The 16,503-nt window shown below is 63.5% G+C and carries 10 protein-coding genes; all 10 read left to right on the top strand.

The genetic code is table 11. The features are described 5' to 3' along the window. Positions 1–2: 2 nt before the first annotated feature. The 10 genes from IGX34_RS16370 to IGX34_RS16415 all read left to right on the top strand — a co-directional run bounded on the left by IGX34_RS16370 (position 3) and on the right by IGX34_RS16415 (position 16,371). Positions 3–6,434, top strand: a complete 6,432-nt coding sequence (locus IGX34_RS16370) for a non-ribosomal peptide synthetase (RefSeq protein WP_192556804.1) — start codon at positions 3–5, stop codon at positions 6,432–6,434. 45 nt (positions 6,435–6,479) lie between these two features. Then, complete coding sequence (locus tag IGX34_RS16375) at positions 6,480–7,580, top strand: polysaccharide deacetylase family protein (RefSeq protein WP_225737530.1); 1,101 nt, start codon at positions 6,480–6,482, stop codon at positions 7,578–7,580. Then, positions 7,580–8,845, top strand: a complete 1,266-nt coding sequence (locus tag IGX34_RS16380) for an O-antigen ligase family protein (protein ID WP_192556805.1) — start codon at positions 7,580–7,582, stop codon at positions 8,843–8,845. The genes IGX34_RS16375 and IGX34_RS16380 overlap by 1 nt, the downstream gene beginning before the upstream one ends. Before the next feature lie 70 nt (positions 8,846–8,915). Then, positions 8,916–10,274 carry a phenylacetate--CoA ligase family protein gene (locus IGX34_RS16385; protein WP_192556806.1) on the top strand — a complete coding sequence of 453 codons (1,359 nt, stop codon included), beginning with the start codon at positions 8,916–8,918 and terminating at the stop codon, positions 10,272–10,274. Beyond that, on the top strand, positions 10,271–11,428 hold the full coding sequence (locus IGX34_RS16390; RefSeq protein ID WP_192556807.1) for a glycosyltransferase: 1,158 nt from the start codon (positions 10,271–10,273) through the stop codon (positions 11,426–11,428). The genes IGX34_RS16385 and IGX34_RS16390 overlap by 4 nt, the downstream gene beginning before the upstream one ends. Next, on the top strand, positions 11,425–12,594 hold the full coding sequence (locus IGX34_RS16395; protein ID WP_192556808.1) for a glycosyltransferase: 1,170 nt from the start codon (positions 11,425–11,427) through the stop codon (positions 12,592–12,594). The genes IGX34_RS16390 and IGX34_RS16395 overlap by 4 nt, the downstream gene beginning before the upstream one ends. Further along, positions 12,591–13,232 (top strand): polysaccharide deacetylase family protein, encoded by a 642-nt coding sequence (locus IGX34_RS16400; protein WP_192556809.1) that lies wholly within the window; start codon positions 12,591–12,593, stop codon positions 13,230–13,232. The genes IGX34_RS16395 and IGX34_RS16400 overlap by 4 nt, the downstream gene beginning before the upstream one ends. After that, positions 13,229–14,428 carry a glycosyltransferase family 4 protein gene (locus IGX34_RS16405; RefSeq protein ID WP_192556810.1) on the top strand — a complete coding sequence of 400 codons (1,200 nt, stop codon included), beginning with the start codon at positions 13,229–13,231 and terminating at the stop codon, positions 14,426–14,428. The genes IGX34_RS16400 and IGX34_RS16405 overlap by 4 nt, the downstream gene beginning before the upstream one ends. Continuing rightward, the gene (locus IGX34_RS16410) at positions 14,428–15,612 is read left to right on the top strand and encodes a hypothetical protein (protein ID WP_192556811.1); all 1,185 of its coding nucleotides are present in this window, start codon (positions 14,428–14,430) and stop codon (positions 15,610–15,612) included. The genes IGX34_RS16405 and IGX34_RS16410 overlap by 1 nt, the downstream gene beginning before the upstream one ends. Before the next feature lie 9 nt (positions 15,613–15,621). Then, on the top strand, positions 15,622–16,371 hold the full coding sequence (locus IGX34_RS16415; RefSeq protein ID WP_192556812.1) for a glycosyltransferase family 2 protein: 750 nt from the start codon (positions 15,622–15,624) through the stop codon (positions 16,369–16,371). Positions 16,372–16,503: the final 132 nt, after the last annotated feature.

The raw sequence follows: 16,503 nt of genomic DNA on the forward strand, positions 1-16,503 counted from the left end.
CCATGAACACCAGTGATGTGAGCATGCTCTCTACGGCGGTCGACTACGATCCGTTCGCCGGCGCCGCACTCGCTCGGGTCGTACCCGCAACGGCAGCGCAGCGCGAGATATGGCTGGCCGCGAAACTCGAGCCGGAAGCCTCGCTTGCCTATAACGAATCGGTATCGATACGGTTTTCTGGCGAGCTTGACGTTGCGGCCCTGCAGGCAGCACTGCAAGGCGTGGTCGATCGGCATGAAGCGCTTCGCTCCACCCTGAGTGCGGACGGCAACGAGCTTTGCATCGCCATCCACGTACCGTTGGACTGCGCCACGGACGACCTGTCCGGGCTGGGCGAAGCCGAGCGCGCAGAAAGCGTCGCTACAGCACTCAGCCTTGCCGTCAATACGCCGTTCGATCTGGAGCACGGTCCGTTGGTGCGCGCCCAACTGCTGCAGCTTGCCGCACAAGATCACCTGCTCATCTTTACCGCGCACCACATTGTCTGCGACGGCTGGTCGTTCGGCGTGATCGTGCGCGATCTCGCTGCACTGTATGCGCAGCACCGGGGCCAAGGCGACGGCCCCGTCCCGGCGGACGCCTTTGCGGACTACGCCAGCGCTGAAACGACGCGGGCCGACACCGAGGGCGGCCACGCCGACGAGCAATACTGGCTCAGCCGTTTCAGCGGCGCACTGCCGTCACTGGATCTTCCCACCGATAGCGCGCGCCATCGTCATCGCAGCTTCGCTTCACAACGCGAAGACCGCACGCTGGATGCTGCGCTGATCGCGGATATCAAGCGCATGGGCGCAAAGCGCGGCGCGAGTTTTTACGCGACCCTGCTGGCCGCCTTCAGCGCCCTGCTGCATCGCCTGACCGGTCAGGACGATGTGGTGGTCGGTATCCCCAGTGCCGGCCAGGCGGTCGATGGGCAGCACAATCTCGTCGGTCATTGCGTCAACGTGTTGCCCTTGCGCACCGCGATCGACCCCCAAGCTTCGTTCGCTACGGTGCTCGATCATTTGCGTGGCGATCTGCTCGATGCGTTCGAGCATCAGCAATACACGCTAGGCAGCCTGCTCGCGCGACTGGCGATGCCGCGCGATCCGGGCCGGCTTCCGCTGGTCAGCGTGCTGTTCAACCTGGACCAGGCGCTGGACGAGCGCACGGTCTCCTTTCCCGGCCTGCGCTTTGAATTCTCCGGCAACGCGCGCGCCTTCGAGAATTTCGAGCTGTTCGTCAACGCGGTCCAACTGGGCGACGGCTTGCGACTGGAATGCCAATACAACAGTGACCTGTTCCGTGGCGAAACCATTCGTGGCTGGCTGGACGCCTACGAAACCCTGCTGCGCAATGCCGTCGCAACACCTGAGATGGGGGTGCAGGAGCTCGGCCTGTTGTCCGAAGCTGCGCAGCGCGAAATCGCGGCGTTGCAGCCGGCAAGCACGCCGTATCCGGAACAGCAACTCGCGCACGAGTATTTTGAGCATCAGGTTGACCGCGTCCCACATAATGCTGCCGTACGGCACGGCGCCAGGCAACTGAGTTATGCCCAGTTGGAGGGGCGCGCCAATCAGCTCGCACGCATCTTGCGTGAGCGCGGCGTCGGCCGCGGCAAACTGGTCGGCATTGCGCTGTCGCGCAAGGCGGACATGCTGGCGGCCGTACTCGCCGTGCTCAAGGCCGGTGCCGGCTATGTGCCGCTCGATCCACAGTTTCCCGCCGATCGTCTGACCTTCATGGCCGACGATGCCGATCTGGCCATGCTTATCGTCGACGACGTCACGCCACCCGCTTTTACGTTTGCGCCATCGCGAGTGCTATCGCTGACACGCGATGCCCATGCGATCGAACTGGCTTTTGCCACGCGCCTGCCGCGCGATGATGCGGCGGCGACGCCCGACTCCGTGGCCTATGTGATCTTTACGTCCGGTTCGACCGGCCGCCCCAAGGGTGTGCGCGTCCCGCATCGCACCACCTCCAATTTCCTCACCAGCATGCAACGCGTGCCGGGCATCGCCGAAGACGATCGACTGGTTGCCGTGACGACGCTGTCGTTCGATATCGCCTTCATGGAATTGATGTTGCCGTTGAGCGTCGGCGCCGAAGTCATCATTGCCGATCGTGACGACGTACGTGATGGTGCTGCCCTGCGCAAGCTGGTCGAGCAAAGCGATGCCACCATGATGCAAGCCACGCCTGCCGGCTGGCGCATCCTGATCGAGGCCGGCTGGCAGGGGTGCGAGCGTTTTCGCGCCGTATCCGGCGGCGAACCGCTGGCAGTCGATCTGGCCGAAGCACTGCTGCAGCGTTGCAGCGAAGTCTGGAATGGCTACGGCCCCACCGAAACCACCGTCTATTCGACCTATTGGCGGGTCGAGCAGCCGCGCTCCGGCATCTTCATCGGGCGTCCGGTCGCCAATACCCAGGTGCATATCCTGGACGAACGGCGCGCACCCTGTCCGCTTGGCGTGCCGGGTGAAATCTATATTGGCGGTGCCGGTGTCACCCTGGGTTATTTGAATCGCCCCGAGCTCAATGCCGAACGTTTCCTGCCCGACCCGTTCGCCGGCAGCAGCGACGCGCGCATGTATCGCACCGGCGATCGCGGCCGCTGGCTGGCGAACGGCATGCTCGAACACCTGGGAAGGCTGGATTTTCAGGTCAAGGTGCGCGGCTATCGGATTGAATTGGGCGAAATCGAAGCCGTGCTTGCTGACGTGCCCGGCGTCGATCGGGCCGTTGTGATGGCACGCGAGGATCGTCCTGGCGATGTCCGGCTCGTCGCTTACGTGGTCATGCGCGAAGACGCCCAATTCAACGAAACGACGCTGCGCGAACCGCTCAAGCAACACTTGCCGGATTACATGCTGCCTCAACATGTCATCCCGCTCGATGCAATTCCCCTGCTGCCGAACGGCAAGACCGATCGCAAGGCGCTGCCGGCGCCGCAAATCCATTCGGTCGCCGCGGACACCGCGCGGATCGCCCCGCGCAACGACGACGAGCGTCGCGTGGCGGCAGCCATGGAAAGCGTGCTGTCGCTACCCGATCTCGACGTGCGCGACGACTTCTTCGCCCTGGGCGGCCACTCCCTGCTGGCTGCGCAGCTTACCGCTCGCCTGAATCGCGAGTTCGGCATCGCGCTGTCGTTCCGCACCCTGTTCGATGCACCGACGATTGCCGCACTCGCCGCGGCGATCCGTACGCAGGTGGACAGCGGTGTCGCACCCGCCATCCAGCCCATCACTCGGCGCGTGGATCAAAGCCGCGCACCGCTATCCTTGATGCAGAGCCGCTTGTGGTCGCTGGAAGAACTGCAGCCCGGCCGTGTGACCTACAACGCGCCCTCCGCGCATCGCTTGCGCGGCCATCTCGACGAGGCGGCCTTCCAGCTTACGCTGCAAGCCTTGATCCAGCGCCAACCGATCCTGCGCACAGCGTTCCTCCGCGACGGGCACGAGGTCGCCCAGATCGTCGTTCCCGATCTCGAAGTACGCCTGTTTCCGGCCGAGGATCTTTCCTGCCTGGCGGAAAGCCAGCGGGAAGCCACGCTGATGCAGCACCTGCAGACGCTTACCGATACGCCGTTCGATCTCACCCAGGCACCGCTGTTCAGCGCGCGGATGTTTCGCCTGGGCGATGACGACCACGTGTTTTTCTTCATGCCCCATCACATCATCTGGGATGGTTGGTCGTTCGACATTCTGTATGGCGAGCTGTCGTCGCTGTATCGGGCGTTTATCCAGGACGCGCCCTCGCCTTTGGCGCCCCTGCCGGTCAGCTACGGCGATTTCGCCGCCTGGCACACGCAATGGCTGGAAGGGCCGCAATTCCAGGCGCAGCTTGCTTTCTGGCGCGAGCGCCTGGCGAAGATGGCGGATATCCGTGCCCTGCCTACCGATCAACCGCGGCGGCCGGGCATGTCCGGCATCGGCCGCACCGAATGGATTCGCGTGTCCAAGGAGGCCGTCGACGCGATGCATGACGTCGCGCGGGTGGCAGACGCCACGCTCAACATGACCTTGCTGGCGCTGTACTACGTCTTGCTCAGCGGCATGGCCGGCGAACGCGACTTGGTCGTCGGCACGCCGGTGCGTGCGCGCAACCAGACCGAAGTCGAATCGGTGATGGGCTATTTCAATAACTTGCTGCCGTTGCATATCAACGTCGACACCACGCTTTCGTTCATCGATTTCGTTCGTTACGTGAAATGTGCGGCGATCGAGAGCTTCGGCCATCCCGACGTGCCGCTCGAATACCTGCAACGGGAACTGCGCGTCGGCGCCGGCAGTGGCGCGGTGCTCTACCAGGCCTTGTTCTCGTTCCAGGATGCGCGTCAGCGCGTGGTGGACTGGGGTGGCCTGGCGCACGAACAGATCCTGCTGTTCCAGAGCGGCGCCACCGAAGACCTGGGCCTATGGTTCCTTGAGAGCAACAAGGGCATGGTCGGTGGCGTCACCTATAACGCCGATATTCTGCAGGCCGAAACGGCACGCCTGTTGCGCGACCGCTATTTGGCCATGATGGCGCGCGTCAGCAAGGACCCGCAGCAACGCATCAGCGCGCTTACCGCCATCGGCGATGCCGAACTGGCCCAGGAGCAGACCTGGAATGCGACGTCTGTGGCAGCGACCTTGCCCAACAGCATACCTGCCATGTTCGAACAGCAAGTCGACCGCGCGCCGGACAAAACGGCGCTGACCTTCGGCAGCTGGGGCACTCGCTATAACGAGATCGAGCAACGCGCCAACCGCATCGCGCATTGCCTGCGCGCGCGCGGTGCGAATGCCGGCACGCCGGTAGGTCTCGCCGCCGAACCAGGCATCAACCGGTTGGCCGCCACGCTGGGCATTCTGAAGGCCGGCGGCATCTGCGTGCTGCTCGACGCCACCGATCCGGCCGCGCGCCTGAAAGAAATCATCGCCGATGCCGGCATCAGCTTGCTGGTGGGCGACAGCGTATTGGAAACCACGCTGCAGTGGCCGCGTGCGCAGGGCTTATGGCTCGATGCGGATACGGTCGAGATCATCGGCAGCGCGAGCGACCGTGTCAGTGCAGCGAAGGAAGATGTCGACGACAGCTTGGCGATCGTCGCCTACGGGCCCGGCTTTGACGGCCGGCCGCGTGGCGCGGCGTTTACGCATCGCGCGATCGCCAACGTGCTGCAAGGGCTCATCGAATCGCTCGGCTTGTCGGCGGACGATCGCATCCTGGCGACCGCCGCACCGGCGACCAGCGACGCGATCGTCGAAAATCTGCTGCCGATGGCGCTCGGCGCCGAATTGATTCTTGCCAGCCAAGGCGAGGCGCGCGACGGCGAAGCACTGGTCAAACTGGTGCAGAACCATCGGGCGAGTGCCATGTTCGCCGCGCCCGGCACTTGGCACGCGATGGTTTCCGCGAGCGCGATGGTCCCCATGGCGATGAAGGCCGTTTGCATCGGCGGCCTGCCGACGCCCGAGCTGGCCGTAAAAGTCGCCGAACGCTGCGCCGGCATCTGGCATGTATCGGGCTGCGCCGACGGTGCCTTGGTCGCGAGCGGCGGCCGTATCGAACGGCCCGCGGAGAGCCTGCACAGTGGCCGGCCGCTGGCCAATACGGCGGTATGGATTCTCGACGACCAGCAGCAACCCTGCCCGATCGGGGCCATTGGCGAAATCCACGTCGCTGGCGCATCGCTGAGCCGGCCGTTCGGCAGGCGCGCGATGGCCCATGGCGATTGCCCGGTGCGGGCTTGGGCAGTGTCGCCGGACCTGCGCCTGCAACGTACCCACTGTCGCGGGCGCTGGCTGGTGAGCGGCCATGTTCAGGAGATGGGCCGCATCGATCGCCGCGAACGTATTCAAGGCCGCGAAGTCGACCTGGCGACCGTTGAAGCGGAATTGCTCAGCCAGCCGGGGGTGGCGCATGCCGTCGCGGTTGCGCGGATGAATCATGCCGGCAGCGCCCACATCGACACCTATGTCGTCGCCGCGCCCGGGCATGAACTCGAGACCCATCGGCTGGTCGCCGCCCTGGCCGAAGCGCTACCTGTGCACGAGGTGCCGCAGCATCTGGTGCTGCTCGATGCTCTGCCCTTGCTGGCGAGCGGCCGGGTGGATATCGCCGCGCTGCCACTGCCGGCCGAATCATCGGGTGCGGAGGAGATCGATGGCGCCACGCAACCGAAGACTGCCAACGAGCAGTTGCTTGCCGCGCTATGGAAGGAACTGCTGGGTATCGCCCGCGTTCGCACCAGCGACAACTTCTTCGACATCGGCGGCCATTCCTTGATGGCGGTCGACATGGCGGCGCGCGTACAGCGCCAGACCGGCATGTCGCTGAACCTGCTGGATATCGCCAACGGCACGCTCGGTACGCTGGCCGCAGGCCTTTCCGAAGGCGCGGCCAAGACGCCGCCTCCAGCAAAACTCGGCTCGCGCCTGGGTCGCTGGTTCGGGCGTGGCTGACATGAATGCATCGGTACGGGGGAAAACCGATATGAGGACTCCATCATGCTGAATCAGGACGAAGGTCACGGCAGAGCGTCCGGTATCCGCGGACGGGTGGCGGAGCTGTGCTACAGCACCGGCGCACTGCATTCATTGCAACGCATGCGCTCATGGTGGCAACGGGATCTGCGCATCCTGGCTTATCACCGGGTGATGCCGTTGCCCGACCCGGCCACGTTCGATTTCGATCTGGAATTGATCAGCACGTCACCGGACCGCTTCCGTGCGCAGATGCTGCACGTGAAACAACACTTCACGCCCCTGCGCTTGAGCGACGTTGCCGCCGCCTTGAACAAAGGCGATCCGCTGCCGCCGGATGCCGTGGCCATCACCTTCGACGATGGCTACGACGACAACTACCGCATCGCCTATCCCATCCTGCGCGAGCTGGGCATTCCTGCGACGTTCTTCGTCTCGACCGGTCATATCGATACCGGCAAGCCCTTTGGCTACGACTGGCTTGTGCACATGATCCTGCTTGCCACCGCGCCGCGGCTGGTGCTGCCGGAAATAGGCATGGACGTACCGATGCCGCAGGGCCGCGACCTGCGCCGTTCGCTCGCCGGCACCGTCCTGAAGAACATGAAAAGCATCGATGCGCTGAAGCAGGAAGCGATGATCGCGCGGCTGGAACAGGAGTGGGGGATGCCGAATGACGGGCGGCCTGAGGATTGCCGCCCGATGACCTGGGATCAGGTCCGCGAGATGCATGCCGACGGCTTCGAAATCGGTTCGCACGGTGTGCACCATCGCATGCTGGCCAAGATGTCGAGTGCGCAGATGACGGATGAGGTGCGGCAATCCAAGGCGACCCTGGATCGCGAGCTTGGCGCTCCTGCCACCTTGATGTCCTACCCCGTCGGCGGCGATCGCGCCTTCGACGAGGCCGTCATGAACGCCACGCGCGATACCGGCTTTGAGCTGGCGGTCTGCTACATCTGCGGTACCAACCCGCGCCCGGCATCGAACCGCTACGCGCTGTTCCGTCTTCCTGTCGAACGCATGATGGGTCCGGGCTGGTTCGCCGCCATGGTGGCGCTGCCGAGCCTGGTCAGTTATCCGACCGTCAACTACGGGCCGGCACACGAGCAGGTGCACGCCTGATGTTTCCGTTGATCCTTCTCTATCTGGTCCTGACCATCATCCGGCCGCAGGAATACGTGGAGGCTTTTACCGGCGTACCGATTTTGCCGGTGGTGCTGATCGCGGCCTTTCTATGCTGGCTGGCTTCCAACGCCAAGACGTTCGCGGCGCCGCAGTTCATCATTCTTCCCATCTTCTTGCTGGTGCTGATGATCTCCGTGGTGGTCAACGGCTGGTTCGGCGGCGCGCTCGATCAATTCGAAAAATTCGGCCCGATCGCTATCGCCTTCTTCGTGTTCGCCGCGGCATGCAATACGCAGCAGCGTGTGAAGATCGCCATGTCCGTATTCGTACTGTGTTCGGTGGTACTGGCCCTGCACGGCGTCCAACAGGCTAAAGACGGTGTGGGCTGGACCGGCGTACCGATTTCCGAAGACGGGCGTATTCAATACGTCGGCATCTTCAACGATCCGAACGACCTTGGCCTGCTGTTCGCCACCGCACTTCCCATGTCGGTCTATCTCAGCACGCTGCGCGGGCTGATGCTGCGCCTGTTCTGGCTGGCCTGTGCGGCGCTGCTGTTCTATGGCACCTACCTCACCGACTCGCGCGGCGCGCTTCTCGCCGTACTGATCGTAGCGGGCGTATATATCTGGTATCGGCGCGGCTTCATTGCCGCCGGCACGCTGGGTGTCGTCGGCCTGGCATGCATGAAGCTGCTCTCGTCGCGCATGCAGGAGCTGGATCCGGACGAAGAATCGGCATCCGGCCGCGTGAATGCGTGGTACGAAGGCTTGCACATGTTTCTGTCCCATCCCGTATTCGGTGTCGGCGCAGGCAATTTCACCGAATACAACGACCTCACCGCGCACAACTCCTTCGTGCTGGTATTGGCCGAGACCGGTTTTATCGGCTACATGCTATGGCTGGCTTTCGTGGTCTACGGCTTCTGGATGATGCTGACCGTGCTGCGCCACAAGCCGGATGGCCTGGATGATCCGGCACGCGCCAAGGCATGGCAGAGCGAACAGCGCATGGCGCTGGCCTTGTTGTTGTCGCTCTGCGGCCTGTACTCGGCGGCTTTTTTCCTCAGCCGCAGCTATACGGTGGTGATGTATCTATTGGCCGCCATGGTGGTGGGTTACTACATCAGTGCGCGGCAACGCTTTCCCGAGCTGCGCCTGTTCAAGCTGACGAACAACGCGTGGCTGTGGTTTTCTGCATCTGCCGGCAGCATCGCCGGTTTTTTCGTCCTGGTTGCCGTGCTGCTGCGGACATCCACATGAGCAGCCATCGTACCGCCCTTCTCCATCCAGCCGTCGCCGCGTACCGATCGTGGCGCAGGAGGCGTGCGGCATGAGCGGCTTATATGAAGCGGCCTTTCAGCGCGTGCTCTTTCCAGCCTACGAGGCGGGCCTGCGACGCCGCCGCACGCTGAGCTATCTCGATGGTTATCGGCGCGATCAATGGCTGGCTCCGGAACACATCGCGGCACTGCAGTGGGAACGGCTGCAGCGCTTGCTCGAACATTGCTATCGCGAAGTACCCTACTACCGCAGGCGCTGGCGTGAGCTTGGGATCGCCCCCAGGGACATCCGCAATCTCGACGACTACACGGCCCTGCCGATCCTGACCAAGGCCGATATCCGCGAGCACTTCGACGAACTCAAAGCCGATTCCTGGCGCGATCGCCTGTTGTACAAGGCGACCGGCGGTTCGACCGGCGAACCGATGCGCTTCGGCTATACGCGCGAAAGCAACGACCGCCGGACCGCCGTGATGTGGCGCGGCTACGAATGGGCGGGCTCGCGCATGGGGCGCCGCACCCTGTTCCTGTGGGGCGGACCGGTCGGCGATCCCACTCGTGCACATCAGTTCAAGGATCGCCTCTACAACGCCGTTTTTGCGCGCCGCGTGCTCAACAGTTTCAAGATGACCGAAGCGAATATGGCCGAATACGCCGACGCGATCGACCGCTATCGCCCGGACATCATCGTCGCCTATGTCGGGCCGTTGGTGCAGTTGGCCGAATGGCTGATCGCCTGCGGCCGCAGGATCTGGCAACCGCAAGCCATCATCGGTGGCGCCGAAGCGATGCACGACTTCCAGCGCGAGGCGATCCAACAGGCGTTCGGGGCGCCGGCGTTCAATACCTATGGCTGCCGCGAGTTCATGCTGATCGCCGGCGAGTGCGAGCAGCGCCATGGGTTGCACGTCAACAGCGATCATCTGGTGGTGGAGTTGCGCTTCCCCGATGGCGCCGAAAGCGCCTGCACGACCGGCGACGTCATCATCACCGACCTTTTCAATTACGGCATGCCGTTCGTGCGCTACGCCAATGGCGACATGGCGACGGCCTCCGCGGAGCATTGCGCCTGCGGGCGTGGCCTGCCGCTGCTGACGCGCGTCGATGGCCGCATCCTGGACGCCATTCGTACGCCGGCCGGCCACGTGCTGCCCGGTGAATTTTTTCCGCACATGCTCAAGGACGTACCCGGCCTGCAACGCTTTCAATTGGTGCAGCGCAGCCTCGATCGGCTGGACCTCTCCATCGTACGCGGCGCCGCCTTCAATGAGGCCTCGCTGGCGTACATACGCCGCGAAGTCGACAAGGTGCTGGGCGACAGCATGCAATTGCATTGCCACTTCGTCGACGATATCCCGCTCACCAGCAGCGGAAAGCGTCGCGTCACGGTATCGGAGCTGACGCCGTGAACATTACCCATTTCGTCGAAAGCCTGGATCGTGGCGGCCTGGAGCGCATGGTGCTGGAGCTGGTGAAATACCAGCATCGGCTGGGTCATCGTTGCCAGGTCGTATGCCTGTATTCATCCGGTTCGTTGGCGCATGAACTGGACAGCCTGGGCATTGCGGTGACGGCCTGCGGGAAGCGCCAGGGCCTCGACCTGACCGCGCTCGCCCGCGCCCGCCAGATGGTGGGCACGCATGCCACCGAGGTGTTGCATACCCACAATGCAGTGGCGCATTACCAGGCCGTGCTAGCCACCTGCGGCCTGCCCATGCGCCGGGTGATCAATACGCGTCACGGCATGGGCGTGAATCGTCGCGCGCGCCGGCGGGAATGGCTGTACCGGCGTGCGCTGGCACGCACTGACACCGTAGTCGCCGTCTGCGAAGCGGCGCGCAACGATGCGATCAGGCGCGGCATCGTGCCGCCGGCCAAGGCGCAGGTCGTACCGAACGGCATCCACGTGGAGGCGTTCCAGACCGCCTCGCCGCAAATGCATGACCGGATCGCACGTCTGCTGAACCTGCCTGAGCGGACCCGCATCATCGGCACGGTCGGGCGCCTGAATTGGACCAAGGATCAGCTCGGACTCATCCGTGCGTTCAAGCAGGTGCACGAACACCATGCCGATACCGCCCTGGTGTTGATCGGCGACGGTGAACTTCGTGCCGCCCTGCAACAGAGCGCCATCGACGAGGGCGTAGCCGATAGCGTGCATTTCCTCGGCGATCGCAGCGACGTGCGCGAATGGTTGCAAGGACTTGACCTGTTCGTGCTGTCATCGCTGAGCGAGGGCTATTCGATGGCCTTGCTGGAAGCGAGCGCGGTCGCGCTGCCCATCATTGCTACCGACGTGGGCGGTAACCGGGAGATCGTGCGTGACGGCATTACCGGCAGCCTGGTGCCGGCGGGAAATCCGGCGGCACTGGCTGAGGCCATGCAGGTGCTTTTGCAGGAACCGCAGCGTGCCATGGCGCTGGGTCATGCGGCGCGCGGATGGGTCGAGCGTTACGGATCGCTGGAGACGATGGCGATGCGTTACGCCCAGCTTTACGACGGCGCACAACTTCATAACGGCTCACAACTTCATAACGGCTCAGGGGATGGCCAGATCCGATGAAAGTGTTGATCTTGACCAATTTGTTTCCGACGCCCTGGGACCCGCTGCGCGGTGCGTTCAATCGCCAGCAGTTCGAACGCCTGGGACAGTTGCATGACGTGGACGTCATCACTTCCATTGATTTTCGCGAATGGCTCGGCGGACGCCGTGGTGAGATAAACGCCCGCCACTTGCATACCGATCATTTCGTCTTTGTGTTTCCTCCGCGCATCGGCCGCTCGCTCCATGCGATCTGCTGGCTTCTATCATTGTTATGGCAGCGCGGCCGCCAGATACGGCGCGCGCACTACGATTGCATGCTCGTCAGCTGGGCCTACCCCGACGGTGCCGCCGTCGGTTGGCTCGCACGCTGGCTGCGCATTCCCTATGTCGTGAAGGTGCACGGCAGCGACCTCAACGTGCAGGCCAATCATCTCCTGCAGCGCCCGCAGATTCGCTCGGCACTGAAGGGGGCGGCGGGCGTCGTCGCGGTCAGCCGCGCGCTGGCGATCAAGGCCACCGGCCTGGGGACGCCGCCATCCCACGTGCACGTGCTTTACAACGGTGTCGATACGTCCATTTTCCATCCCGGCATGCGTGCCGAATCACGTGCAAAGCTGGGGCTTTCGACCTATGTGCCGCTGCTGTTGTTCGTGGGCAACCTGAAGGCTTCCAAGGGTTGTATCGATCTGCTCGAGGCCTTTCCGGCGCTGCTCGCCGCACAACCCCTGGCGCGACTGGTCTACGTCGGCACGGGTGCTTCCCGCACTGCGCTATTTGAACGCGCCAAGGCGCTGGGTTGCCTTGAACACGTCGAATTCGTCGGCGCGGTCGCCCATGATGAGCTAGGCGACTGGTTCCGCTCAGCCGATCTGCTGTGCCTGCCCAGCCATAACGAAGGCGTGCCGAATGTCGTGCTGGAGGCGATGGCATGCGGCACCCCCGTGGTTGCCAGCCACGTCGGCGGCATTCCGGAAGTTGTGCCTCACTACGCTGGCATCCTGGTGTCGCCGCACGCGCGGCAGGAGCTATCCACCGCACTGATCGAGGCCAGTTCAAGGCGATGGAACACCAAGCGCATCGCTGCGCACGCACGCGGTTTTCGCTGGGAAGACAATATTCACCAACTGGACGCCATTCTGCACGCCGCAGTGGAGTCATCGGCCACTGCAGGTGTATCCGCATGAATATGAGACCGAGAAAACAGCATTGGCTGAGCTTGTTTCCGGATGCCCTGGTACAGACCAAGGGTTCGGGCCGAAACAATATCCGCTACCTCACCTTCGATGACGGCCCCGACCCGATCTATACGCCACCGCTACTGGATCTGCTGGCCAGTCATGGCGTGAAAGCGAGCTTTTTCCTGGTGGGACAAAAGATCGAGCGCCATCCCAAACTGGTGGAACGCATCGTTGCCGAAGGGCACATGCTGGGTAATCATTCCTATAGCCACTGGTCGTTCAAACGGATGACGACCCGCAAAAAGCTTAACGAAATCCACCAGACCGACGCGTTGCTGAGCGCCTTCGACGGCCGCCTGCATCACCGCATGCGCCCCCCGCACGGCTACGTGGGCGCGGATCTGTTGTGTTATTTCGCCTTGCATCGGCGCAACTTTGTCTACTGGTCGTACGACAGCCTCGATTACCAGGAACGGCCGACTCCCGTCATGGTCGACCGCTTGCGCGCAGACCCGCCTTCACCCGGCGATATCGTACTGATGCACGACGACAGCGACCGCGCCCGCGACGCGCTCAGCGTGCTGCTGCCGGAATGGCTGCGCGATGGTCATGCCTTTTGCGCGTTACCGCAGGAAGCGCGATGAAGATTCTCTATCACCATCGCACCCGCGGTCGCCACGTCGAAGGCGTACATATTCGCGGCATCGTGCATGCCTTGCGAAACCTGGGGCACGATGTGTCGATTCTGTCGTTTCCCGGCGCCGACCCCGAACATGAGTCGACCGCGCAAAGTAGTTCGAAACGTAGCCGCATTGCTTCAGCCATCACCCGCATGCCGGGTGTGTTATTCGAATGCCTTGAGCTTGGTTACAACCTCGTCACCTTGTTCCGTGTCGGCGCCGCGATTCGTCGGCAACGGCCGCAGCTGATCTACGAACGCTATTCGCTGTTTCTCTGCGCGACGGTGTGGCTGGCGCGGCGGCACGGCATTCCCTTGGTGCTGGAGATCAACGACTCGGCCCTGGTCGAGCGCGTGCGGCCCTTGCGTTTGAAGGGTCTGGCGCGGCGCATCGAGGGATGGTGCCTGCGTCACTGCACCGGACTGGTGTTCATATCCAGCTATTTCCGCGACCAGGCGCAAGCTGCCTATGGCCAGATCGCCCCATCCGTGGTCTCGCCCAATGCGGTCGATCTGTCCCGCTTCGATCCTGCGCATTTTGACACTGCCAAGTTGCGCGCCGAACGCGGACTGACCGGCCGCATCGTTTGCGGCCATATCGGTGTCTTCGCGCACTGGCATGGCGTCGATGCGTTTGTCGAAGCCATCGCCGCGCGCCTGGATGAAGCGCCGCAGCTGGCCCTGGTATTTGTCGGGGACGGACGGACCTTGCCGGCCGTGCGTGCGCTGGTGGCGGAACGCGGATTATCCGACCGGGTGCTCCTGCCCGGCCGGGTTGCCCACGACGATATCGCAAGCTGGATTGCCTGCATGGACTACGCCGTGCTGCCCAACTCCAATCATTACGGTTCGCCGATGAAACTGTTCGAGCTGATGGGCATGGGGGTTGCCGTGGTCGCGCCCGATTACGCACCCGTGGCCGAAGTGATCGGCGACGGCGCCACTGGCTGGCTGTTTCCGCGTGGCGACATCGCCGCGTGCGTACAGCGGGTGCTGGACCTCGCCACGCCATCGGACGAGCACCGCCGAGTGGGCGACGCCGCCCGCCGCTATATCCAGCGCGAGCGGCAATGGAGCAACAACGCCGAACAGCTGCTCACCCTTTTGCCCGGCGACCATGCCGTAATCGTTGACCGGAGCTTGCTGGAAGGAGCGCACTGATGTGGACGATTACGCTACTGATTGCGCTTGCCGTGCTGCTGATGCTGGCGTTTGCCGTGACGCTGGCCATACGCGCGCGCCAGATGCAGATCTGGCTTGGAAGCTACATCCGCCGCCGCCGTCCGCGCGTGACCGGCAAGCCGGTACACGTGATGTTCTGCTTCGTCGACCACTTTGAACCGGCCTGGGGCAAGGCTAGCCTGGCCACCCAGCGTGCCCGGGTGGATCGCTGGTGCCACGATTACCGCAAGCTGGCCGGTGCGCATCGGGACGCCGATGGCCGGCCACCCCAGCACACGTTCTTTTACCCCGAAGAAGAATACCTCGAGGAACATCTGCACAAGCTGGCATCGTTGTGCGCGGACGGTTTTGGCGAAATCGAAGTCCACCTGCATCACGACAATGACACGCCTGAGAACTTCCGCAGCACCATCGAGCGATTCAATCGGGTATTGCACGAGAAGCACCACGCCTTGCCGCGCGACCCCCAGACCGGCCGCCTGCGGTTCGGCTTTATCCACGGCAACTGGTGCCTGGACAATTCGCGCGCAGACGGACGCTGGTGCGGCATCAACAACGAGCTGATCCTGCTGCGCGAACTGGGCTGCTACGCCGATTTCACCCTGCCCTCCGCACCGAGCGAAACCCAGACGCGCATGATCAACGCGATCTACTACGCGACAGACGACCCCGCGCGGCCGAAGTCGCACGACACGGGTGAGCCTGTCCGGGTGGGCGGAAAGCCCAGTGGCGATCTGCTGATCGTGCAGGGGCCGCTGGGATTGAACTGGCGTAGCAGGCGCTTCGGCATCGTGCCGCGCATCGAGAATGCCGACATTCGCCACGCTTGCCCGCCGACGCCGGATCGGGTCGACGCATGGGTCGACACCGGCGTGCACGTCGAAGGGCGTCCCGAGTGGATCTTCATCAAGATCCACACGCATGGCACGCAGGAGCGGGACATGGACACCCTGCTCGGCGACGCCACCGACCGCATGCACCGCCATCTGGAGGCTACCTATAACGACGGCAAGCGCTATGTGCTGCATTACGTCACTGCACGCGAGGTCTACAACATCATCAAGGCCGCAGAAGCGGGGCTGGCCGGCAATCCGAACGACTACCGCGACTATGAGCTGCCGCCACCTGGTGTGCTGGTCACCCCTGAAGCGCAGAGCGCGTGACACGACCCTATGAGCAACGACCTCGTCAGCGTCATCATGCCGGTCTACAACGCCGAGGCATGGCTGCAGCGAGCCGTCGATTCGGTGCTTGCGCAAAGCCACGCCCGGCTGGAATTGATCACCGTCGACGACGGCTCAAGCGACCGCTCACCGGGCATGCTCGGCGCTTATGCCGTAGCCGACGCACGCGTGCGGGTCCTGACCCAGTCGCGCAATGGTGGCGTCGCTAACGCTCGCAACGCGGGCATTGCAGCCGCACGGGGCAACTACATTTCGTTTCTTGATGCCGACGACTGGTGGCACCCGGCGAAACTCGAACGCCAATTGGCAAGCATGCGCGGCAGCGGCGCCTTGATCAGCTACGGCACCTATTGGCGCGTCGCCGAAGACGGTCGCGTATTGAGCCAGGTAACCCCGCCGCCGCAGGTGACCTGGCAGGACATGCTCGCCAGCAATTTCATCGGCAACCTGACCGGCATGTATGCGCGAGACCTTGGCGATGTGCCGTTTCAGCGCATCGGCCATGAGGACTATGTGTTCTGGCTGGAACAGGTGCGGCGCGCCGGCAAAGCCGTGCGCGTGGAATCCCCCGAACCCTTGGCCTGGTACCTGGTACGCGAACGATCGCTATCGGCCAATAAGCTGCGGGCGGCATCCTGGCAGTGGGATATTTATCGCAGCGTCGCCAAGCTGGGGCTGATGCAGTCGGCGTTCTGCATGGCGCGGTATGCGCGGCATGCGATGCTCAAGCGAATATGAGCGCCATGTCTGGACTGGATGGCATGCAGTTCCCTCCCCCGCGATGATGCGACGCCCCCTCTTCCCGTCGGGGAGAGGGCTGGGGTGAGGGGTCAATCTTGCGACGGCGCTTTGTTCGGGCGAGGTTTTTTA

This window comes from Dyella acidiphila (assembly GCF_014863405.1).
Classification (GTDB): Bacteria; Pseudomonadota; Gammaproteobacteria; order Xanthomonadales; family Rhodanobacteraceae; genus Dyella_B; species Dyella_B acidiphila.